Annotated in this window: 17 protein-coding genes and 1 other RNA gene; 11 read left to right on the top strand and 7 right to left on the bottom strand. The window is 68.3% G+C overall.

Going from position 1 to position 22,017, the window contains the following annotated elements:
- Window positions 1-277: 277 nt before the first annotated feature.
- Both ACFXOO_RS06700 and ACFXOO_RS06695 read left to right on the top strand, forming a co-directional pair.
- Window positions 278-1,009, top strand: a complete 732-nt coding sequence (locus tag ACFXOO_RS06700; protein WP_394563092.1) for a zinc ribbon domain-containing protein — start codon at window positions 278-280, stop codon at window positions 1,007-1,009.
- Between the two features lie 12 nt (window positions 1,010-1,021).
- Complete coding sequence (locus ACFXOO_RS06695) at window positions 1,022-2,776, top strand: bifunctional 3'-5' exonuclease/DNA polymerase (RefSeq protein WP_394563090.1); 1,755 nt, start codon at window positions 1,022-1,024, stop codon at window positions 2,774-2,776.
- Between the two features lie 114 nt (window positions 2,777-2,890).
- Here ACFXOO_RS06695 and ACFXOO_RS06690 read toward each other — a convergent pair whose 3' ends face one another.
- Window positions 2,891-3,544 (bottom strand): LPXTG cell wall anchor domain-containing protein, encoded by a 654-nt coding sequence (locus ACFXOO_RS06690; RefSeq protein WP_378839686.1) that lies wholly within the window; start codon window positions 3,542-3,544, stop codon window positions 2,891-2,893.
- Between the two features lie 167 nt (window positions 3,545-3,711).
- Here ACFXOO_RS06690 and rnpB point away from each other — a divergent pair.
- Window positions 3,712-4,072, top strand: an RNA gene (rnpB, locus tag ACFXOO_RS06685) — RNase P RNA component class A.
- 5 nt (window positions 4,073-4,077) lie between these two features.
- Here rnpB and ppgK read toward each other — a convergent pair.
- The gene (ppgK, locus tag ACFXOO_RS06680) at window positions 4,078-4,899 is read right to left on the bottom strand and encodes a polyphosphate--glucose phosphotransferase (protein ID WP_378839682.1); all 822 of its coding nucleotides are present in this window, start codon (window positions 4,897-4,899) and stop codon (window positions 4,078-4,080) included.
- A gap of 86 nt (window positions 4,900-4,985) precedes the next feature.
- On the opposite strand from ppgK, the gene ACFXOO_RS06675 reads away from it, so the two are divergent.
- The 3 genes from ACFXOO_RS06675 to ACFXOO_RS06665 are packed head-to-tail and all read left to right on the top strand — an operon-like array spanning window position 4,986 to window position 9,615.
- Window positions 4,986-5,219: an SPOR domain-containing protein gene (locus ACFXOO_RS06675; protein ID WP_378839680.1), complete on the top strand. Its 234-nt coding sequence runs from the start codon at window positions 4,986-4,988 to the stop codon at window positions 5,217-5,219.
- Between the two features lie 38 nt (window positions 5,220-5,257).
- Complete coding sequence (locus tag ACFXOO_RS06670) at window positions 5,258-6,595, top strand: glutamine synthetase family protein (RefSeq protein WP_378839677.1); 1,338 nt, start codon at window positions 5,258-5,260, stop codon at window positions 6,593-6,595.
- A 14-nt stretch (window positions 6,596-6,609) separates the two neighbouring features.
- Window positions 6,610-9,615: a bifunctional [glutamine synthetase] adenylyltransferase/[glutamine synthetase]-adenylyl-L-tyrosine phosphorylase gene (locus ACFXOO_RS06665; protein WP_394563089.1), complete on the top strand. Its 3,006-nt coding sequence runs from the start codon at window positions 6,610-6,612 to the stop codon at window positions 9,613-9,615.
- A gap of 61 nt (window positions 9,616-9,676) precedes the next feature.
- Here ACFXOO_RS06665 and glnA read toward each other — a convergent pair whose 3' ends face one another.
- Window positions 9,677-11,101 carry a type I glutamate--ammonia ligase gene (gene glnA, locus ACFXOO_RS06660; RefSeq protein ID WP_378839672.1) on the bottom strand — a complete coding sequence of 475 codons (1,425 nt, stop codon included), beginning with the start codon at window positions 11,099-11,101 and terminating at the stop codon, window positions 9,677-9,679.
- A gap of 214 nt (window positions 11,102-11,315) precedes the next feature.
- Here glnA and ACFXOO_RS06655 point away from each other — a divergent pair, with 214 nt between their 5' ends.
- Window positions 11,316-11,678 (top strand): RDD family protein, encoded by a 363-nt coding sequence (locus ACFXOO_RS06655; protein WP_378839857.1) that lies wholly within the window; start codon window positions 11,316-11,318, stop codon window positions 11,676-11,678.
- 24 nt (window positions 11,679-11,702) lie between these two features.
- Here ACFXOO_RS06655 and ACFXOO_RS06650 read toward each other — a convergent pair whose 3' ends face one another.
- Complete coding sequence (locus ACFXOO_RS06650; RefSeq protein WP_378839670.1) at window positions 11,703-12,413, bottom strand: DUF4191 family protein; 711 nt, start codon at window positions 12,411-12,413, stop codon at window positions 11,703-11,705.
- 127 nt (window positions 12,414-12,540) lie between these two features.
- On the opposite strand from ACFXOO_RS06650, the gene ACFXOO_RS06645 reads away from it, so the two are divergent.
- On the top strand, window positions 12,541-13,917 hold the full coding sequence (locus tag ACFXOO_RS06645; RefSeq protein ID WP_394563088.1) for a hypothetical protein: 1,377 nt from the start codon (window positions 12,541-12,543) through the stop codon (window positions 13,915-13,917).
- A gap of 1 nt (window position 13,918) precedes the next feature.
- Here ACFXOO_RS06645 and sucB read toward each other — a convergent pair whose 3' ends face one another.
- The 3 genes from sucB to ACFXOO_RS06630 all read right to left on the bottom strand — a co-directional run bounded on the left by sucB (window position 13,919) and on the right by ACFXOO_RS06630 (window position 18,602).
- Window positions 13,919-15,679: a 2-oxoglutarate dehydrogenase, E2 component, dihydrolipoamide succinyltransferase gene (gene sucB, locus ACFXOO_RS06640; protein WP_394563087.1), complete on the bottom strand. Its 1,761-nt coding sequence runs from the start codon at window positions 15,677-15,679 to the stop codon at window positions 13,919-13,921.
- Window positions 15,680-15,753: 74 nt separating this feature from the next.
- Window positions 15,754-17,127, bottom strand: a complete 1,374-nt coding sequence (gene lpdA, locus ACFXOO_RS06635) for a dihydrolipoyl dehydrogenase (RefSeq protein ID WP_394563085.1) — start codon at window positions 17,125-17,127, stop codon at window positions 15,754-15,756.
- Window positions 17,124-18,602: a leucyl aminopeptidase gene (locus ACFXOO_RS06630; RefSeq protein WP_394563084.1), complete on the bottom strand. Its 1,479-nt coding sequence runs from the start codon at window positions 18,600-18,602 to the stop codon at window positions 17,124-17,126. The genes lpdA and ACFXOO_RS06630 overlap by 4 nt, the downstream gene beginning before the upstream one ends.
- An 88-nt stretch (window positions 18,603-18,690) precedes the next feature.
- Between ACFXOO_RS06630 and ACFXOO_RS06625 the strand changes: the two genes are divergently transcribed.
- From ACFXOO_RS06625 to ACFXOO_RS06615, 3 genes are all read left to right on the top strand, one after another.
- A complete protein-coding gene (locus ACFXOO_RS06625) occupies window positions 18,691-19,605 on the top strand; it encodes a proteasome assembly chaperone family protein (RefSeq protein ID WP_378839656.1) in 915 nt (304 codons plus the stop codon).
- Window positions 19,606-19,763: 158 nt separating this feature from the next.
- Window positions 19,764-21,278, top strand: a complete 1,515-nt coding sequence (locus tag ACFXOO_RS06620; RefSeq protein WP_378851299.1) for an RNA polymerase sigma factor — start codon at window positions 19,764-19,766, stop codon at window positions 21,276-21,278.
- Entirely contained in the window at window positions 21,278-21,976 is a 699-nt protein-coding gene (locus ACFXOO_RS06615) for a coenzyme F420-0:L-glutamate ligase (protein WP_394563083.1), read from the top strand. The genes ACFXOO_RS06620 and ACFXOO_RS06615 overlap by 1 nt, the downstream gene beginning before the upstream one ends.
- Window positions 21,977-22,017 lie beyond the last annotated feature (41 nt).

Genomic DNA, 22,017 nt, shown 5'->3' with positions numbered 1-22,017 from the left:
TTACCGGGTGCAGAACGGCATGGCAGTGAGAACGGCTCAGATGTGTCTGGGCCGCCGTCAGCAAAGCCGATCGCGAGAGAAGTCCTCCCACGTCATTAGATCCGATACCGACACGCTCGGTCTGGCGGGGACGAACGCTAGTTCGAGGCGCCGCCAAGCTGACAAACCGCAAAAACGGGTAGACTCAGGCGAAGTATGTAGCGTACGAAACAGGGCCAGCGGAGTATCGGTCGCTTTACACCGTGGATGTCGTCGGTTCGATCCCGGCAGGGCCCACATGAACTCCAGTCCTGCCGACCAGCGGCGCCTGCTCGATCTCGCGGACCTCGACATCTCACTGCGACACGCCGACCACGCTCGCAGGAACCCGCCGCAGGCCGCCCGCATCCAGGAGCTCACCGCGCGCCGCCAGGAGCTTTCGCACGAGCTGTCCGCTCGGCTGGGCGCCCGAGACGATCTCCGCACAGAGCTCAGCCGCATCGAGTCCGATGTCGCGATGGTCGACGCCCGCAGCACGCGTGATGCCGGACGCCTCGCGACCAGCAGCAACCCGAAGGAAGCCCAGGGGCTCGAGAGCGAGATCGCGTCACTGGCGCGTCGTAAGAGCGACCTGGAGGATGCCGAGCTCGAAGTCATGGAGCGTCTGGAACAGGCCGATGCCGCCGTGGCCGGCCAGGAGGCCGCGATCGCCGACACCAACGCCGAGGGGGCGACGCTCAGCGCAGAGGCGAAGCGTGTCGTCGCCGAGGCGAACGCCCGGTTCGAGGAGCGCACGCGCGACCGCGCGGCGATCACGGGGACCATCCCGGACGATCTCGTGGCGTTCTATGAGCGACTCGCGGCACGAGGGGTGGGCGCGGGGCTCCTGACCCGGGGGACGTGCGGAGGATGCAACATGGTGCTCTCGGGAACCGACGTGCAGCGCATCCGCCAGACGCCCGCCGACACGGTCGTCACGTGCCCCGAGTGCGGATGCATCCTCGTGCGGACCGAGGAGTCCGGTCTGTGACCGCAGGCGACGATGACGACGTCGAACGTTTCGTCGGACGGTCCTGAGCCCCCGCGCTGGGTCGTCCTGAGCCGCGCAGGCGATGCGGTCGTCGCCGAGCTGCGCGATGGGCGGGGGATGCCGGAGTCCGAGGTCGTCCTCGGACCCGACGACGTCTCGGAGTGGGTGTCGGACGCCGAGACGAGGTGGGGTCCGCGATGGGTGTGGAATGACACCACCGTCTGGTACCCGCCGCTCCTCGCCGCCGGGGTCCGTGTCGCCCGGTGCGATGATCTGCGGCTCTGCCACGCGATCCTCAAGGATTCGACCGCCGTCACCGACGCCCCGGAGTTGCGGGCTGCGTCGGCGTGGGAGCGCGCGTCCATCAGTCAGGGTGGGGCCGTGGGCGCGCCCGCACTGTTCGATCTGGACGTGCGCTCGTCGCATGACGACCTGCCGTCCACACCCTCCGCCGTGGCTGCCGAGTTCGCACGCCAGCGCGCGGCCGTGCAGGGCTCGACCGATCCCGGCCGTCTGCGGCTGCTGCTCGCGGCGGAGTCCGCGGGCGCACTCATCGCAGAGGAGCTCCGCGCTGCAGGACTTCCGTGGGATGTCGAGACCCACGACGAGCTCCTGAGGGCCGCCCTCGGTCCCCGACCGGCCGCGGGCTCGCCTCCGGCGCGGATGGAGGAGCTCGCCGGGCGGGTGCGCGACGCCCTCGGCGACCCCCGTGCGAGCCTCGATTCACACCCGAAGCTGCTGCGAGCGCTCCATCGGGCTGGCGTGCCGGCGCAGTCGACGAGCCGGTGGGAGCTCGCAGAGTTCGAGCATCCTGTCATCGAACCGCTCCTGGAGTACAAGAGGATGGCGCGACTGTACTCCGCGAACGGGTGGGCGTGGTTGGACGAGTGGGTGCACCACGGGCGGTTTCGCCCCGTCTACGTCCCGGCCGGCGTCGTGACGGGTCGGTGGGCCTCCTCGGGCGGGGGCGCGCTGCAGCTGCCGCGTCAGTTGCGCGCCGCGGTGCGTGCCGACGAGGGGTGGCGACTCGTGATCGCCGATGTCGCGCAGCTCGAGCCGAGGGTGCTCGCCGCCATGTCGGGCGATCTCGCCCTCGCCGACGCGGCACGCGGCCGGGATCTGTACGCGGGTGTGGTCGAGCGTGGCGCGGTCACCACGCGCGCCGAGGCCAAGGTCGCCCTGCTGGGGGCGATGTACGGGGCGACGAGCGGCGAGAGCGGCCGGTTGCTGCCGCGCCTCAGACGATCCTTCCCGCGAGCGATGGCGATGGTCGACGAGGCGGCGCGCGTCGGGGACGGTGGGGGAGTCGTCTCGACCTGGCTCGGTAGGTCTGCGGCTGCACCCTCGGCCGAATGGCGCGACGTGCAGGCCCGGGCGGGCGCTCCCGACGCGTCCGAGCTGGAGGAGTCGCGCGCTCGACGCTCCGCCCGCGATCGGGGCCGCTTCACCCGCAACTTCATCGTTCAGGGCACGGCGGCCGAATGGGCCCTGGCGTGGCTGGCGGATCTGCGCGCGCGCCTGGCCGCGATGCCGATCGTGGCCGAGACGGATGCCGCGCCCCTGTCGGGGCCCGCGTTCGAGCGCCGGCCGCATCTTGCGTTCTTCCTGCATGACGAAGTGATCGTGCACACGCCCGCGGCGCTCGCCGATCAGGTGGCCGTCGCCGCACGCGAGGCCGCAGCATCCGCGGCCCGCCTGCTCTTCGGGGACTTTCCTCTGGACTTCCCGCTCGAACTCCGGATCGCCGAGGCCGCGGACAAGGCCTAGCGGCGTCGGGTTCCCGCACGGATCACGACGAGAACCCCGACCTCCGGAGAGGACGGGGTTCTGTCGTCGCGAGGAAGAGCGCGGAGACGGGCCGCGAGACCCGTCACCCGGCCGTCAGCGGCGGACGAGGCGGCGCGTGACCAGCAGGCCACCGCCCAGCAGCGCGATGACGCCGCCGGCGATGCCGATCGGCAGGACCGAGTCGCTCATACCCGTGGCGGGCAACGTGCCCGTGCCGCCTGCCGCAGCGGCGGTCGCCGCCGTCGGCCCGGCAACGCAGTCAGGAGTCGCGAGCGGATACGAGAGCGCCACGCCTGCCGACGGGTTCACGTTGATGGTGGCGGTGATCTCTCCCCGCGTCCACGCGAATTCGTCCTGGTCCTGTACCCACGATCCGTTGACGAGCGACCAGCCGGGCCAATCGGTCGGGTTGCCCGCAGCGTCGACGGTGGCACCGGGCCACAGCACCGAACCCGTCAGCTTGTTGTCGACCAGCTCGCCGAGCGCGATGGGTCCGGTCGTCTGCGAGCCGTTGCTCAGCGTCAGTGTGGCGCTGCGGCTCGTGGAGACGCCGGCCGGATCGGTCAGGACGACGGAATAGTTGATCCACGGAACGTCGTTGCGGCACTCGGAGACGGCTCCCGAGCCCGTGAGGCTCGGTGTCGTCGGAGCGTCCGGCGGATAGGCGGAGTCGTCGGCGAACGCAGCGGTCGGTGCTGCGAATGCGATGAGCGCGGCGATGCCGAGCGCGACAGTAATTTTGCGCATGATAATTGCCCCCCAGAGGCAGTTGCTGTGCCATCCCCAGTCAGGCATCAGTCTTCAAAGCATAGCTCACCATCGTCGATGTCGTCGGAGTAATTCTGCGAGCGTGTCGCCGAGCGCTAACGGGAGAGGTGGGCGCGGGGCGGCTCCGCGTAGAATCAGAGTGCGAATGGGTCGGCTGGACGGTCGCGTGGCGCGCAAGCGCACCGAGGAACGTCCGGGCTCCGCAGGGCAGGGCGGTGGATAACACCCACCCGGAGTGATCCGCGAGACAGTGCCACAGAGAGCAGACCGCCGCGGTTTCGGCCGCGGTAAGGGTGAAAGGGTGGTGTAAGAGACCACCGGGGTCGCGGTGACGCGGCCCGCACGGCAAACCTCGCCCGGAGCAAGGCCAGACAGAGGATGTTGACGCGGCTCGCCGAGTCCTCGGGTAGGCCGCTAGAGCGGCGTGGCAACACGTCGCCGAGAGAGATGACCGTCCACGGGGCTCACGCCCCCGGACAGAACCCGGCGTACAGGCCGGCCCATTCGCCCTCTCAGCCCGGAAGGTGTCCGGGCTCGGCTTCGAGGGGAGTCGAGGCCTTGGCCTCCTCCGGTGCGTCCGACGCCAGCGCGAGGGCCGCGGCACCGATGATCCCCGCGTTGTTGCGGTGGACGGCGGGGACGATGGGCGTCCTCAGCTTCAGCAGCGGCAGGAACTCATCCGCGTGCTTGGACACGCCTCCGCCGACGATGAGGAGGTCGGGGCTGAACAGGAACTCGATGTAGCTGTAGTACCACTGCAGCCGTTCGGCCCAGTCCGTCCACGACAGCTCTTCGCGCTCCATCGCCGAATACGCGGCGAACGCCTCGGCGTCCTTGCCGTGCTTCGCGCGCTGCACGTGGCCGAGCTCGGAGTTCGGGATGAGGACGCCGTTGTAGAGCAACGCCGACCCGATCCCCGTTCCCAGCGTGGTGAGGATGGTCAGGCCCGGGACGCCCTTCGCCGCGCCGTAGCGCAGTTCGGCGACGCCGGCGACATCGGCGTCGTTCGCGAAGTGGATCTCGCGACCGAGTCCCTTCTCGAAGAACTTCTCCGCCTCGAAGTCGATCCACTTCTTCGAGACGTTCGCGGCCGACAGGGTTCGGCCGCCCTTCACGATGGCGGGGAAGGCCACCCCCAGGGGGACGTCTGCGTCGGTCACGGCGAGGGTGGACAGCACCTGCTCGACGGCCTTCAGGACGTCCGGCGGCTCCGCTCCGGACGGCGTCGCGACCTTCACCCGGTCGCTCAGCAGGGTTCCTGCTTCCAGATCGACCAGCGCTCCCTTGATGCCGGTGCCGCCGATGTCGATTCCCACTGCTGTCTTCGTTGCCATGCGCTCAGCCTAGCCAGCGTCGGGCCCCCGATCAGTAGGATCGAGCGAGAGGGGCCGAGACGCCGGCCGCAAGCAAGGTGAGGGCTATGACGAACGACAGCGAGAAGTTCTGGTACAACCTCGACACCGGCGCCGTGGAGCGCGGTTTCGAGTCGCCCGCGGTCGACCGCGCCGGTCCTTTCGATACCGCGGAAGAAGCGGCCAACGCGCCGGAGCTGCTGCGCGCGCGCTCGCGTGCGTGGGCCGATGAAGAGGCTCGGGAGGAAGGGTGGGGCGGGGCATCTGCTTCTCCCACCGAAAGCGACACCGACGACAAGTAGTCTGGCCTCCGGCTTCAGGCAGTACCTAAGGGGATTCGATGGACAAGCAGCGGGATTTCGTTCTGCGCACGATCGAGGAGCGCGGCGTCAAGTTCGTCCGGCTGTGGTTCACCGATGTGATCGGCACGCTCAAGTCGGTGGCGATCGCACCGGCCGAGGTGGAGGGCGCCTTCGCCGAGGGTCTGGGTTTCGACGGCTCCGCGATCGAGGGGCTGACGCGGTCGTACGAGTCGGATCTGCTGGCCCATCCCGATCCGACGACGTTCCAGATCCTGCCGTGGCGCGGTGAGATCGACCCGACCGCCCGCATGTTCTGCGACATCACGACACCCGACGGGCAGCCCGCGGTCGCCGATCCCCGTCACGTCCTCAAGCGCACGCTCGCGAAGGCCGCTGACGCCGGGTTCACCTTCTACACGCACCCGGAGATCGAGTTCTACCTGCTGAAGTCCTCCACCTACGGTGCTGAGGGCCCGGAGCCCGTGGATTCGGCCGGCTACTTCGACAACGTGCCCGGGGGGACTGCGCACGACTTCCGTCGTCGCTCCGTGCGGATGCTGGAAGACCTCGGCATCTCGGTCGAATTCAGCCACCACGAGGGCGGGCCCGGCCAGAACGAGATCGACCTCCGGTACGCGGACGCTCTCGCGACCGCCGACAACATCATGACCTTCCGCACCGTGATCAAAGAGGTGGCGATCGAGCAGGGCGTCTACGCGACATTCATGCCCAAGCCGCTCAGCGGCAAGCCCGGCAGCGGGATGCACACCCACATGTCGCTGTTCGAGGGCGACGTCAATGCGTTCTACGAAGAGGGCGGTCAGTACCAGCTCTCTCGGGTGGGTCGGCAGTTCATCGCGGGGCTGCTGCGTCACGCGAGCGAGATCGCCGCGGTGACCAATCAGTTCGTGAACTCCTACAAGCGCCTGTGGGGCGGGGATGAGGCTCCGAGCTTCATCTGCTGGGGACACAACAACCGCTCGGCGCTCGTGCGCGTGCCGATGTACAAGCCGAACAAGGGGCAGTCTTCCCGCGTCGAGTACCGTGGTCTGGATTCCGCCGCCAACCCGTACCTCTCGTACGCGCTGATGCTGGCCGCAGGGCTCAAGGGCATCGAAGAGGGCTACGAACTGCCTCCTGAGGCCGAGGACAATGTCTGGTCATTGACCGACTCCGAACGCCGCGCCCTCGGCTATGCGCCGCTTCCGGCCAGCCTTGATCACGCTCTCGAATCCATGGAGGAGTCCGAGCTGGTCGCGGAGACCCTCGGCGAGCAGGTGTTCAACTACGTCCTGCTCAACAAGCGTCGGGAGTGGCAGGAGTACCGTTCGCAGGTGACGCCCTTCGAGCTCAAGAGCAACCTGGAGATGCTCTAGCCCGAGGCTGCGCGATGACTTCGTCCAGCGAGCGGTCCACGATCCTCACCGACCTCGCGCGTCGGGGGTTCAGCGATCTCGCGGCGGCCGATGCACTCTTCCACGAGCTGGAAGAACTCGTGGGCCTGCCGCTCGTCGAGCTGACCCGCGGGTCCGCTCGTGCGGCGGACGCCGATGCCGCGCTGGGGGGCATCGTCCGCGTCGCCCGGCGGGCAGCGGGACCGGTGCGGGACGTACTGGTGCACGAACGCGGCCGTGACGCCGTGTGGGCACTGCTGGGCGCCTCCGACGGCTTCAGCGACTTCTATCTGCGGCATCCCGACGAGATCGTCCACCTCGTGGACGCGGGCTCGCGACTTCCCTCTCAAGGGGAACTCCTCAGCGAGATGCTCGCCGCGGTGGACGTCGTCGATGGGTTCGCGTCGGCCGGTACCGATGCCGAGTGGGTCGCGCTACGGGTCCGCTACCGGCGCCTGATCGCCGCGATCGCGGTGTACGACCTTCTCTCCGACGACCCGGTGCAGGCCGTCAAGGACGTGGCGGAGAAACTGGCGGATGCCGCGGGCGCGGCCCTGGAGGCGTCTCTCGCGGTTGCTCGCACACGCGTGTCGGGTGGCGACGCGGGCCGGGGGCTCTTCCCACGCGAGCAGGTGGCGGGCACGCAGCTCGCGATCATCGGCATGGGCAAAGCGGGCGCGCGCGAGCTGAACTACGTCAGCGACGTGGACGTGATCTTCGTGGGCGGTGCGTCCGAGCGCGACACCGAGGCCTGGGGTGAGAGCCGGGTCATCGACATCGCCACCCGCCTCGCTGTGCAGACGATGCGAGGAATATCCGGTACCGAGATCGAGCCGCCGCTGTGGGAGGTCGATCCGAACCTGCGCCCCGAGGGCAAGCAGGGCGCGCTCGTGCGCACGCTGAGCTCGCACCTCGCCTATTACGAGCGCTGGGCCAAGAGCTGGGAGTTCCAGGCTCTCCTGAAGGCGCGTCCACTCGCGGGCGACGTCGAACTGGGGCAGGCGTACGTCGACGCGGTCCAGCCGAAGGTGTGGACGAGCTCGGGGAGGGAGAACTTCGTCGAGAGCGTGCAGCGCATGCGCGAGCGCGTCACCGACAACATCCCACGAGACCAGATCGCCCTGCAGATCAAGCTCGGTCCGGGCGGCATCCGTGACATCGAGTTCACCGTGCAGCTGCTGCAGCTGGTCCACGGCCTGAGCGATGCGAGCATCCGTCAGCGCAGCACGCTCGACGCGATCGACGCCCTGGTGAGCGAGGGGTACATCGGACGGCCCGAAGCGGCGAAGTTCGAGCGTGACTACCGGATGCTGCGCCTGATGGAGCATCGTCTGCAGCTGCGGGGACTGCGCCGCACCCACCTCATGCCGAACACGCCGGACGGGCTGCGGGTGCTCGCCCGCGCGACCGGACTCGCGCCGAGCGGTGCAGCGCTCACTCAGGTGTGGGAAGGCATCAAGCGCGAGGTACGGGAGATCCACGTCCGCCTGTTCTACCGACCGCTGCTCTCCGCCGTCGCCGCCCTGCCGGAAGCGCAGCGGTCCCTGTCCACCGCGCAGGCGCACGACCGTCTCGCTGCGATCGGGTTCCGAGATCCCGTGGGCGCGCTGCGTCATATGGCGGCTCTGACCACCGGGTTGTCACGGAAAGCGACCATTCAGCGTCACCTCATGCCTGTGATGATCCAGTGGTTCGCGGACGGGGCCGACCCCGACTACGGGCTGCTGGCGTTCCGGCGCATCAGTGAGCGTCTCGGCGAGACCCCGTGGTTTCTGCGGATGCTGCGCGATTCTTCCGCGGCGGCCGAGAGTCTTACGACCGTCCTATCGGGTTCGCGGTACATCGGCGAGTTGATGGAGTGGATTCCCGAGGCATCCGCGTGGCTCGACGATGAGGAGCAGCTGCGGCCGCGCAGGGGTGTCCTGCTGCAGCAGGAGGCACGCGCCATCCAGGCGCGTCACGAGAGCGTGGAAGACGCCGTGCGGGCGGTGCGGGCCATCCGTCGGCGTGAGATCCTCCGCACGGCCATGGGCGGACTGCTCGACGTGCAGAGCATCGAAGACGTCGCGGCATCTCTCACCACGATCACGGAGACGACGATCCAGGCGACGCTGCGCGCCATCCGCCGCGAGCGCGTGCCCGACGACGCGGGCGATTTCGACTTCGCCGTCATCGCTATGGGCCGATTCGGCGGCGCGGAGCTGGGATTCGGGTCGGACGCCGACATCCTTTACGTGTACCGCGCGCCGGACATGGAACCCGAGCGCGGCCACAGACTCGCGCTCGAGATCGTGGCCGAGCTTCGGCGCCGCTCGGAGGATTTCCGGCTGCCGCTGGATCTGGACGCCGATCTGCGGCCGGAAGGACGGAGCGGACCACTCGCCCGGTCCATCGACGCGTACGCCGAGTACTACCGGCGGTGGAGTATGTCGTGGGAGGCGCAGGCTTTGCTGCGGGCCCGGGGCGTCGCGGGCAGCGTGAATCTGATCAGGGACTTCACGGCGCTGGCCAACTCGGTGCGTTACCCGACCACGGTCGATCTCCAGGGGCTTCGCGACATCAAGAGGATCAAGGCGCGCGTCGAGAACGAGCGACTCCCGCAGGGCGTCGACAGAGCGCGGCACCTGAAGCTCGGGCCGGGAACGCTGAGCGACGTCGAGTGGCTCGTGCAGTTGATGCAGCTCGAGCACGCCGGACGTGTGCCGGGCCTGCGCACGACGTCGACCCTGCGCGCTCTGGAGGCCGCTGAGGCGGACGGGCTCATCTCATCACTCGCAGCGCAGCGACTGGGGGAGGCGTGGCACCTCGCGAGCAGACTGCGCTCGGCCAACACCCTCTGGACGGGCAAGACGAGCGACGTCCTCCCGACCGATCGCTGGCAGCTCGACGGCATCGCCCGGATCCTCGGCTATCCGCCAGGGTCGGCGACAGCCCTCGAGGAGCGCTACTTCGCCACGACACGGCGGGCGCGCCGCATCTTCGAGAAGCTGTTCTACGGCTGACGGGTCTCAGACGCGAGGAAGGCCCCGGGGAAACACCCCGGGGCCTTCCTCGCAGAGGGCGTCAGACGCCGTAGTAGAGCTCGAACTCGAACGGGTGCGGACGGGCCGCGATCGGCTTGATCTCGTTCTCGATCTTGTACTCGATCCACGTCTCGATCAGCTCGGGCGTGAACACGCCGCCGGCCAAAAGGAACTCGTGGTCGGCCGCGAGCGCATCGAGCGAGTCGAGGAGGGAGTTGGGAACCTGCGGGATGTTCTTGGCCTCCTCGGGGGGAAGCTCGTACAGGTCCTTGTCGACGGGCTCATGCGGCTCGATGCGGTTCTTGATCCCGTCGAGGCCCGCCATCAGCTGAGCAGCGAACGCGAGATACGGGTTGCCCGAAGCATCCGGTGCACGGAACTCGATGCGCTTGGCCTTCGGGTTCGTTCCCGTGATCGGGATGCGGATGGCCGCCGAGCGGTTTCCGGCCGAGTAGACCAGGTTGACCGGAGCCTCGTAGCCCTTGACGAGACGCTTGTACGAGTTGATCGTCGGGTTCGTGAATGCGAGCACGGCGGGTGCATGGGCGAGCAGGCCGCCGATGTACCAGCGAGCGGTGTCGGACAGGCCGCCGTAGCCCTTCTCGTCGTAGAAGAGCGGCTTGCCGTCGGACCAGAGCGACTGGTGCACGTGCATGCCCGAGCCGTTGTCGCCGAACAGCGGCTTCGGCATGAAGGTCGCGGACTTGCCCCACTGCTCCGACACGTTCTTGACGATGTACTTGAACTTGAGGATGTCGTCGGCCGCGTGCACCATCGTGTCGAAGCGGTAGTTGATCTCCTGCTGACCACCGGTGCCGACCTCGTGGTGCGAGCGCTCGAGGATGAAGCCCGCCTCGATGAGCTTGAGGGTGATGTCGTCGCGCAGATCGGCCGTCTTGTCGACCGGGCTGACGGGGAAGTACCCGCCCTTGTACGGGGTCTTGTTGCCGAGGTTGCCGCCCTCTTCGACGCGGCCGCTGTTCCAAGCGCCCTCTTCGGAGTCCACGTGGTAGAAGCTCGAGTTCTGCTTCACCTCGAACCGCACGTCGTCGAAGATGTAGAACTCCGCCTCCGGTGCGAAGAACGCCGTGTCGGCGATTCCGGTCGACGCGAGGTACTTCTCGGCCTTCTTCGCGACCTGGCGCGGGTCCTTGTGGTAGATCTCGCCGTTACGCGGGTTGTAGATGTCGAAGATCATGATGAGGGTCTTTGCTTCGCGGAACTGGTCGACGTACGCGGTCGACACGTCCGGGATGAGCTGCATGTCGGACTCGTGGATGTTCGCGAAGCCGCGGATCGACGAGCCGTCGAACAGCTGTCCGACGGTGAAGAACTCTTCGTCGACAGTCGAAGCGGGGATGTTGAAGTGCTGCTGAACACCAGGAAGATCCGTGAAACGGATGTCGAGGAACTTTACGTCCTCGTCCTTGATGAACTTGAGCACCTCTGATGAATCTTTGAACATGAAGGCTCCAGAGGTAGGGCACCGGAATCGGGATTCGGCCGCGCCCACCACGTGGGCGTTCTGGCAACCTACCGGGAAGGCGTTGCCCCGCAGTATCTCCCATGTTTCCGGCGTGTTACGCGGGCGGGGTTAGGCTCATGAGGTGAGCGATCCTGCGTCTGATTCGAGCTACCCGGGTGAGCGACTGGGACTGCCGCGCGAGGGCTCGCGGAGCATGGCCAAGCTCGGACGGAGAGTCGGCGCCCTGGCGATCGACTGGGTGTGCGCACTCGTCATCGCTACGGCGTTCTTCGGCTACAACCAGTTTGCGCTGCCCTCGGAGGCCGGCCTGAGCCAGTTCGCCCCGATCATCGTCTTCATCGTCGTCCAGGTCCTGTTCGTCCCCACGATCGGGGGCAGCCCCGGTCACCGCGTGACCGGCATGCGCGTCGTCACGACCAGCGGTCAGTGGGTCGGCCTCTGGCGGCCCATCGTGCGCAGCATCCTGCTCGTGCTCGTGATCCCGGCGGCCATCTGGGACGCCGACCACCGCGGGCTGCATGACAAGGCGGCGGGTACCGTCCTCATCCGCTCTTGATCGGGGACGGCTCGCGTGACGGAGTCAGCGCGGCCGCGGTGCGCGGGCCTTCGTCGGGTCGATGCCCTTCGGGATGGGGAGGGACGCGAGCGACTGCGACACCGAATCGATCCGCTTGATCACCGCGGCCATCGTCGCGCGATCGACCTTCTTCGGCAGCGACTTGATCGTGGGCGCGAGCTTGCCGATGGGCACATCATCGGCGCCGTGTCCGAGATAGATCACCGTGATCGGGACGCCGTTCGCGACGCGCTGGACCTTGGATCGTTCCTCGTTCACCAGTCGCGTGAGCCGCCCGCGGGCACCCTCGCCGACGATGACGACGCCGCCGCGCCCGATCGTGCGGTAGACGGCCTCCTGCGTCTTCGGGTTGATGCCCACCGGCGTCTCGCTGGCCTGCCAGTTCCGTCCGAGCGACGAGCTCAGCACGTGACCGGCAGCGCCGGGCATCCCATCGATCTTCTTGTACATCGCGGTGGTCGACAGTCGCGTCATGGTCATCAGTGAGCCGAGCAGACCCAGCATCAGGCCCGTCAGACCCCACAGGATGATGCTCCACACGGCGACCGGCGGGAGCAGGAAGCCGACGAGCACGCCGATGCCGATGCCGAGGAGCAGGACGCCGACGAGCACCCACGGCAGCCACGGATAGGCGCTCCGCGTGAAGGTGAACAGGGAGCGGAGCTGTGAGAAGAAACCTGGGCGCTTTTCGGGCGTGGTGGTGCGGGCTGCCATGAGTCCAGCGTACCTTTTCGGTCTCGCGATCTGGGTTGGTTCCTCCACAGCCGTTGCTGGAGTGCGACGATGCACAGAAGCAGAGGGGCGCAAGCCACCTGAGCGCGCCGCGACCCACACTCGACGCATGCTCCCCGAGACCGCAGACGCCGACACCGACGGCTTGCTGCGCGGCTATCGGACCATCAGGGACGTAGATCGCCCCGACACCCCCTGGCCGGGAATGCTGACCCGGATGCCGGGAGGGCAGATGTGCGTGCTGGTGGACGCGGATGTCCTCGGCCCTCTGTGGCGAGGGTGGGACGCTCGTGCCCACGGGCATCTGCTGGCCCCGATCGATGTGCTCCGACGGGCAGATGGTCACGACGTCGCGCTGCCCGTCTGCACCGAGACCGTCGAGACATTCCTGCGACGGAGGACGGCGATCGGCGCGCCGCTCAGCGACGGCGAGGCCGTGACGTTGGCGGTGAGCCTCATGCGCGGTGCCTCGGAATGGGTGGAGCGCACGCCGCGCGACCCCCTGGCCGGCGAATGGTGGCTGATCGACGGCGGCCGGCCGATGTTCGCGGCGGGAGCGGGCCGGACCGGCACGGACACGGTGGGCGATCGCGACCGGGCGTCCGCTGACAGTTCGACGATGCGGCTCTGCACGCTCATCACCGACGAAGCGTCGTCCTCGCTTCGGCCGGTTTTCGCCGCCGCCGCCGAGTTGCTCGCCGAGCCGCGTCGCCTGCTGCGGTCGATCGAGCAGTGGGAGACCAGGGCGTTCGCTGCGGCCGCACCGTTGCCCCTCGCCACGGCGATCCTGGCTCCGGTGCTCTCGCGCCCGATCAGTCCGTCGAGTCCCACGGCAGACGACGACGACATGGCAGCGGTGAAGGAGGGCGGTGTTCTGGCGCTGATCGCGCGTCATGTCGACGCGGATCTCGCAGACACCGCCTCCCGGATGACGATGCGCATCTGGCGTCGTCTGCGGTCGAAGAGTGCGGGGCCGATTCGTAGGCCGTGGGTCATGGCCGCGGTGAGCGCCGCCGTCGTCATCTGTGTCGGCGTGATGTGGCCGGCGGGAGACACGGCGCCGGCATCCGCGGGAGCAGCATCACAGAGCGCATCCACGGCGACCCCGACCCCGACGGCCGGACCCCTTGCTGCCGGCGAGGAACAACCCACCACAGCGGACTCGGCGCCGCCCCCGCCGGATGTCGGCGCCGAGCAATGGGTGAGCACTGCCGGTGAACTTCTGACGGTGAGAGCGGGCTGCGGGGATGATCCCGCCTGCCTGTCCGAGGTCATGGAAGACCCGTGGGAGGTGCACCCGAAGGGCGCAGCCGATCTCCCCGCGGCATCACACGTCGTCACCCTGCTCGACGAGTTCGGCGGAGCGGCCGTCCTCAGAGTCGATGCCCGCGACAGCTCGGTCGCATCCCAGCTCGTGATCGTCGTCCGCCTGGATGACCGATTCCTGCTTCGCGACATCCATGATGTCGCGAAGCAGGAAGGGTGACTCAGATGCCCAGCTGAGCCTCGAACTGTGCGGCCTCGAGCCGGGTCTTGACGGCGCCGAGGAAGCGGGCGGCGTCCGATCCGTCGATGATCCGGTGATCGTACGACAGCGCGAGGTAGACGTAGGAGCGGACGGAGATCGCATCCTTGCCGTCCACCGACACCACACCGGGACGCTTGACGACGATGCCGGTACCGAGGATCGCGGACTGGGGGAGGAAGACCACCGGAGTGTCGAACAGGGCTCCGCGCGATCCTGTGTTCGTCAGCGTGAACGTGCCACCGCCCAGCTCGTCGGGCTTGAGCTTGTTGTCACGCGTGCGGGCCGCCAGGTCGGCGATCTCGTGCGCGATCTGCGCGAGGTTCTTGGTCGCCGCGTCGCGGAGCACGGGCGTCAGGAGGCCCCGCTCGGTGTCCACGGCGATCGAGAGGTTCTCCGTGGGCGGGTAGACGATGTTCGTGCCATCCACGGTCGCGTTGACGACGGGGAAGGCCTGCAGGGACTCGGCCGCCGCCAGGGCGAAGAACGGCAGGAACGAGAGCTTGTCGCCGGTCTTGCTCAGGAATTCGTTCTTCACCTTGTCGCGGAACGTCGCAAGCTTGGTGACGTCGACCTCGACCACGGTCGTGAGCTGGGCGGTGGCCTGCATCGAGGCCACCGCACGCTCGGCGAGGACCTTGCGCAGACGAGACATCGGCTGGGTGGTGCCCCGCAACGGGGAGACCTCGACGGCGGCAGGCGCGGCGGGCGCCGCCGCCGCCGCGGTCTCGGGAGCCGGCGCGGATGCCGCCTCAGCCGCCTTGAGCACGTCCTCCTTGCGGATACGACCGCCGACGCCCGTTCCGGTGACGGTCGCGAGGTCGATGCCCTGCTGCTGGGCGAGACGTCGAACCAGGGGCGTCACGTACGTGATGGTGTCGTCGTCGGAGACGGATGCTGCCGGAGCAGGCTCCGCAGGGGCCTTCTGAGCCGGTGCGGCTGCGGCAGGCGCCGCGGGGGCGGGTGCGGGTGCTTCCGCGGCAGGTGCGGCCGGAGCCGGCTTGTCGGCTTCGACGGGCTTCTCGGTCGACGGCGCCTCGGGCGCGGTCTCGGCCGGCGCCGCTGGGGCGGGTGCGGCCGGTGCCTCCTGCGCGGGGGCGGCGGCCGCGGGAGCGGCGCCGTCTCCGATGCGCGCAAGAGCGGCGCCCACCTCGACGGTCTCGTCCTCCTTCACGAGGATGGCCTGGAGCGTGCCGGCGACGGGTGACGGAATCTCGGTGTCGACCTTGTCAGTGGAGATCTCGAGGAGCGGCTCGTCGACGTCGACGTGGTCGCCGACCTCCTTCAGCCAGCGCGTGACCGTACCCTCCGTGACGCTCTCGCCGAGCTCGGGCAGCACGACATCTGTTCCCTCGCCCTGCGGCGCAGAGGCGGGTGCGGGCTCAGCGGCTGCCGGTGCCGGGGCCTCTACCGGAGCGGCTTCAGGCTCGGGAGCGGCGGGTGCCTCTTCCTCGGTGGCGGCGGGAGCGGCGTTGCCGGCCTCGGACCCGTCACCGATCTTCGCCAGGACGGCGCCGACCTCGACGGTCTCGTCCTCCTGGACGAGGATCTCTTCGAGCACGCCGCTCACGGGCGAAGGGATCTCCGTGTCGACTTTGTCGGTCGAGATCTCGAGGAGGCCTTCGTCTTCTTGGATCGTGTCGCCGACCTGCTTGAGCCAGCGGGTCACCGTTCCCTCGGTGACGCTCTCTCCGAGCGCGGGGAGGACCACAGAAGTGCTCATGACGATGTCTCCTTCAAGATTTCGATGTCGTTTCTAGCTTAGTGATGCGGCGTGCCCTCGCGTCGCGCGGCACGTCAGAGCGCGTGAAGCGGCTTGCCGGCCAATGCCAGGAAGGCTTCGCCCAGGGCTTCGCTCTGCGTCGGGTGTGCGTGCAGGAACGGGGCGATGTCCTCGGGGTGCGCCTCCCAGACGACGGAGAGCTGACCTTCCGTGATGAGCTCGCCGACGCGGTCTCCGACGAGGTGCACGCCGAGCACCGGACCCTGCTTCGCCCGGACCACCTTGACGATGCCGGTCGTGCCGATGATCTCGCTCTTGCCGTTGCCCGCCAGGTTGTATTCGTATGCGACGACTGCGTCTACGCCGAGCGCGGCGACAGCCTGGGCCTCGGTCTGCCCGACGGAGGCCACCTCGGGGCTGCTGTAGGTGATCTTGGGGACGTGCAGGTCGGGCACGACGACCGGGCGGAGTCCGGCGATCTCCTCCGCGACGAAGATTCCCTGCTGGAATCCACGATGCGCCAGCTGCAGGCCCGGCACGATGTCACCGACCGCCCAGACATGCTCCACGTTCGTGCGCAGGCGGTCGTCAGTGACGACGAACCCCCGTTCGAGTGCGACACCCGCCTCCTCGTAGCCGAGGCCGGCGGTCGAAGGGCCGCGGCCGACCGCGACGAGCAGGTAGTCGGCTTCGAAGGTCTTGCCGTCCTCGAGCGTGACGGCGACGGCGTCGGACGTCTGCGTCACTCCGGCGAATCGCACACCCAGCGAGAAGCCGATACCGCGTTTGCGGAACGCGCGCTCGAGCGCTTTGCTCGAGGTGACATCCTCATTCGGAACGAGGTGCTCGAGCGCCTCGATGACGGTGACGTCGGCGCCGAAGGAGCGCCAGACGCTCGCGAACTCCACCCCGATGACGCCCCCGCCGAGGATCACGACACGCTGGGGGACCTCGTCGAGCTGCAGCGCCTGCTCGCTCGTCAGGATCCGTCCGCCGATCTCCAGGCCGGGCAGCGATCGACTGTACGACCCGGTGGCGAGGACGACGTCACCGCCGACGTACCGGTCCTCGCCGACGCGGACCGCGGGACCGGACACGAGTGTGCCCTCCCCACGCACAACCGTGATGCCGCGCGTGGCGATGAGTCCCTCGAGGCCCTTGAACTTCTTGGCGACGATGCCCTCACGATATTTCCGCACGCCCGCGACATCGATCCCGTCGAAGGTCGCACGCACGCCGAACGACGCGGAGTCCCTGGCGGCATCCGCAACCTCCGCCGCGTGGAGCAGAGCTTTCGTCGGGATGCATCCGCGATGCAGACACGTTCCGCCGAGCTTGTCCTTCTCGACGAGCGCGACGGTCTTGCCCAGCTCGGCGGCGCGGATCGCAGCGGCATAGCCGCCGCTGCCGCCGCCGAGGACGACCAGGTCGAAGCTGCGATCCGTCACTTGGCGGCCTCGGAGGCGAGGAGGTGGATCAGCGATCGCACGGTCGCACCGGTCGTCCCCTTGTCGGTGAACCCGAACCCGCTGCCCTTGTTCATGCCGCTGCCGGCGATGTCCAGATGCACCCACGGAATGCGGGGCGCATCCTTCTCGTCGCCCACACGACCCACGAAGTGCTGCAGGAAGAGGCCGGCGAACAGCGACCCTCCGGCGGTGTCGCCGATCTTCGCGTTCTGCAGGTCGGCGATGGGGGAGTCGAGCTCGTCGACCATGTGCGCGGGGAGGGGGAGCTGCCAGGCCAGTTCGCCCACGCTCGTCGCGGCGTCGAGGTACTCCCGCACCGCACCGTCGTCGCCCATCACACCGGTGTGGCGATTGCCGAGCGCCACCGTGATCGCGCCCGTCAACGTGGCGACATCCACGATGAGGTCGGGCCGCGTCCGACTGGCGGCGACCAGGCCGTCGGCGAGCACGAGGCGTCCCTCGGCGTCCGTGTTCAGCACCTCCACGGTCGTGCCGTCCAGCACCCGCAGAACATCGCCCGGGCGGATCGCCCTCCCCGAAGGCATGTTGTCGGCGATGCAGAGGAATCCCGTCACCCGCACGGGCAGTCCGAGTTGCGCGGCCGCGCGCACCACGGCGAGTGCCGTCGCGGCTCCGCACATGTCGTACTTCATCCCGACCATGCCGGCGGGCGGCTTGAGGGAGAGGCCGCCGGTGTCGAACGTGATCCCCTTGCCGACGACAGCGATGTGCCGGGTGGCGGACGGGGGTGAATAGTCCAGCTTCACGAGCCGCGGCGGGCGATCCGATCCCTGCCCGACACCGAGGATGCCGCCGTATCCCTCGGCGGCGAGTCGATCCTCATCCAGCACCTCGACGGTGATGGGAAGATCCGCCACGGACTCCGTCGCGCGGCGGGCCAGATCTTCGGGCCCGAGCCACTCCGCGGGGATGCCCACGAGGTCTTTCACGAGGGCGACGGCGGATGCCGCCGCGGTGATCGCGGCCACGGCGTCGTCACCCACCTCCTCGTCCGTGTGCACGACGACATGTGCGGCACGCGGCGCGGGGGCCTCTCTCTTGTACGCGTCGAATCGGTACCCGCCCAGCGTCGCGCCCTCGGCCGCGTGGCGCCACAGAGCGGGGTCGGCGAGGGGCGCGGCGATCGCGACGGTCGTGTAGCCGGTGAGAAGGCGGATGCCGGTTCCCACGGCGTCGCGGACGGCTGCGGCGTCGGGCGCGTGACCGGTGCCGACGACCGCCAGCGGCTTCGCGGTCGACTCCGGCGCGTAGACGCGGACGAAGGAGGACGGGGCGCCCGTGAAACCGATCGCGAGGAGGGCGTCTCTCACGCCCGGCCACCCCTCCAGAGCGGGGGCGTCCTCGCGATCGAGCGGCGGCAGCGCCAGCAGTATCGCGTCGGCCTCCGATTTCAAAATGGGCGCGGATGTGCAGCTCAGGTCCGGAAACGACATGGGCTCCATCCTAGGTTCGCTCGTCGTGTTCGCTGTGAGCGGGAGTGCGACGCGTCTGGGCGCAGATCACCCCTCGTAGAGTGGAGGCATGCCTTGGCCCGCGTCTTTGTTCGTGCGCGCGACCGCTGCGCCCTCCGTGCCGGCGGGTCTACCGCTCGTGATCGCCCTCACCGGATTCACCGACGCCGGAAGCGCCGTATCCGGTCTGGTCGACTATGTGCGCGACGACCTCGACCCCACACCCCTGGCCGTCTTCTCGAATGATGTCCTGCTGGACTACCGGGCGCGGCGCCCCACCGTCGCCTTCGAACAGGACCATCTGACGGACTACCGGCCGCAGCGCCTGGAACTGTCTCTGGCCCACGACGCGGAAGGCAGTCCCTTCCTGGTTCTAGCCGGCTATGAGCCCGACTTCGTCTGGGATGCGTTCTCCGAGGCCGTGCTCGCACTGGCCGATTCCTTCGCCGTGTCGTCGGTCACCTGGGTGCACGCGATCCCGATGCCGGTTCCCCACACGCGGCCCATCGGCACCACGGTGAGCGGCACTCGATCGGAACTCACCGCCGCCCACTCGGTGTGGCAGCCCCACACGCAGGTGCCCGCGACCGTCGGCCACCTCCTCGAGTACCGCTTCGCTGAGGTCGGCGCGCGCATCGCGGGATTCGTCCTGCTCGTGCCGCATTATCTGGCCGACACCGAGTATCCGGCGGCGACCCTCGCCGGCCTGGATGCCCTCACCGCCGCGACCGGTCTGGTGTTCGCGGGGGAGGAGCTGCGCGAAGAGAACCGCGAGTACCTCGAGAAGGTGACGGAACAGGTCAGCGGCAACGACGAGCTCTCCCGCATGCTGCAGGGCCTCGAAGAGCGCTACGACTCCTACATGGCCGGCTCCACGCTCGCGACGCCGATCATCCACACGGGCGATCTGCCCAGCGCGGACGAGCTGGCAGCGGAGCTCGAGAGATTCCTCGCCAATCGGCCGAGCGGCGACGACGACCGCTGAGCCCGTCGAGCCCTGCCTCACCCCGCCGGGGGGAATGCGGGCGGGCTCTCGCAGGTTGTATCCGAGGTCTCCCCATCGCAGCGCGCTGTCCGTGCGGATAGCGCGCGTAAGGTGTGAGATACTGTACAACCTGACCCGTTGTCAACCAGTCCCGCAGGATCACTCCCGCAGGACGAGGACTTGACAAGGGTCTTACTAGTGTCCGAAACACGACCGATGGACGTCCGCACACGTCCGCCGGTGAAAGGCGAACCGTGACCGCAGGCACGAACACTCCCACCCGTTCCCGTACGGCGAAGACCGTCGACGCCGTCGATGAGGCCGTGGACGCCCCGAGCGCACCGGCGAAGGCGACGACGGCGAAGAAGCCCGCCGCGAAGGCCCCCGCAGCGAAAGCCGCTGCGCCCAAGACGGCTGCCGCCAAGGCGCCCGCGAAGAAGACGACGGCTGCCCCCAAGAAGAGCACCGCGAAAAAGGGTGACGACGACGAGGCGCCGGCCGACGAAGAGCTCGTCGACGTCGAGATCGACGAAGACGCCGTCGACGACGCCGACGACACCGAGGAGGCGCCTGTCGCCAAGGCCGGCCGCGCGAAGAAGCCTGCCGAGGCGGAGCCCGCCGAAGCCGAGACGGTGGAGGAGGAGGACGACGAGGACGAGAAGAAGCCCGCGTTCTCCGAGCCCCTGCCCACAGGTGCGATCGTCATCTCATCGAGCGACGAAGACGATGTCCCGGTGTACTCGACGCAGATCACCGGTGCGACGGCAGACCCCGTCAAGGACTACCTCAAGCAGATCGGCAAAGTTCCGCTGCTGAATGCGGCCGAAGAAGTCGAGCTCGCCATGCGCATCGAGGCGGGACTCTTCGCCGAGGAGAAGCTCTCGCACATGACGGCGGCGGAGAAGTCCAAGCAGGTGGGACTCGACCTGCAGTGGGTGGCTCGTGACGGTCAGCGCGCGAAGTCGCACCTCCTGGGCGCGAACCTCCGCCTCGTCGTATCCCTCGCGAAGCGCTACACCGGTCGTGGAATGCAGTTCCTGGATCTCATCCAGGAGGGCAACCTCGGTCTGATCCGTGCGGTGGAGAAGTTCGACTACACGAAGGGCTTCAAGTTCTCCACGTATGCGACGTGGTGGATCCGTCAGGCGATCACCCGTGCCATGGCCGACCAGGCCCGCACGATCCGCATCCCCGTCCACATGGTCGAGGTCATCAACAAGCTGGCCCGCGTGCAGCGTCAGATGCTGCAGGACCTGGGTCGCGAACCCACGCCTGAGGAGCTCAGCCGCGAACTGGACATGACCCCTGAGAAGGTCATCGAGGTTCAGAAGTACGGCCGTGAGCCGATCTCCCTGCACACGCCTCTCGGTGAGGACGGCGACAGCGAGTTCGGCGACCTCATCGAAGACACCGAGGCCGTGGTGCCCGCCGACGCGGTGGGGTTCACGATGCTCCAGCGTCAGCTGGAGTCGCTGCTGGATTCCTTGAGCGAGCGTGAGGCGGGCGTCATCCGCATGCGCTTCGGTCTCGGCGACGGTCAGCCCAAGACCCTCGATCAGATCGGCGACACCTTCGGCGTGACCCGCGAGCGTATCCGTCAGATCGAGTCGAAGACGATGGCGAAGCTGCGGCATCCGTCCCGTTCGCAGTCGCTGCGCGACTATCTCGAGTGATGCTGTACGAATCGAACGCCGGCAAGGCGCTCACCGTCACGGTCGACGGCACCACGTACGCGCGCATACCCGTGCGCACCCGTGTCGTCATGCCGGGTGATGACCTCGACGCCTTCATCGAGGACTACGCGCGCGGTGTCGTGCAGCCGGGGGACACCCTGTTCGTGACCGAGAAGATCGTCGCGATCACGCAGGGACGGTCGTATCCCATCGCTTCGATCCAGCCGCGCAAGCTGGCGTTCTTCCTCTCGAAGTTCGTCGTGCGCACGCCCTACGGCATCGGCCTGGGCATGCCCGAGACGATGGAGATGGCATTGCGCGAGTGCGGTACGCCTCGGATCCTCTTCGCAGCCGGCGTGTCGGCCGTGACGAAGGTGTTCGGCCGTAAGGGCGACTTCTATCGCGTGGCCGGCGATAAGGCGCGGGCGATCGACGGGCCCACGAAGGGCACGATCCCGCCGTACAACGAGGCGGTCGTGCTGGGGCCGGAGAAGCCCCGTGAGGTGGCTACGCGGCTCAAGGCGCTGCTCGGCGGGTCCGCCGAAGTGGCTGTGGTCGACATCAACGACCTCGGCGGGAACATCCTCGGGTCGACACTCGACAAAGCCGCGGAGCGACGCCTCGTCACGATCTTGAAAGACAACCCGTTGGGTCAGGGCCACGAATCCACTCCGCTCGGAGTGATCCGTCCCGCCTGAGCGGATGACCCGACACAAGCCCCGTTCCTCGGAACGGGGCT

The sequence above is a fragment of the Microbacterium sp. P03 genome (assembly GCF_043556235.1).
In the GTDB taxonomy this organism is placed as follows: Bacteria; Actinomycetota; Actinomycetes; order Actinomycetales; family Microbacteriaceae; genus Microbacterium.
The sequence above is the reverse complement of the archived record's forward strand: the minus strand, read 5'-3'. Positions and strand labels throughout refer to the sequence as shown.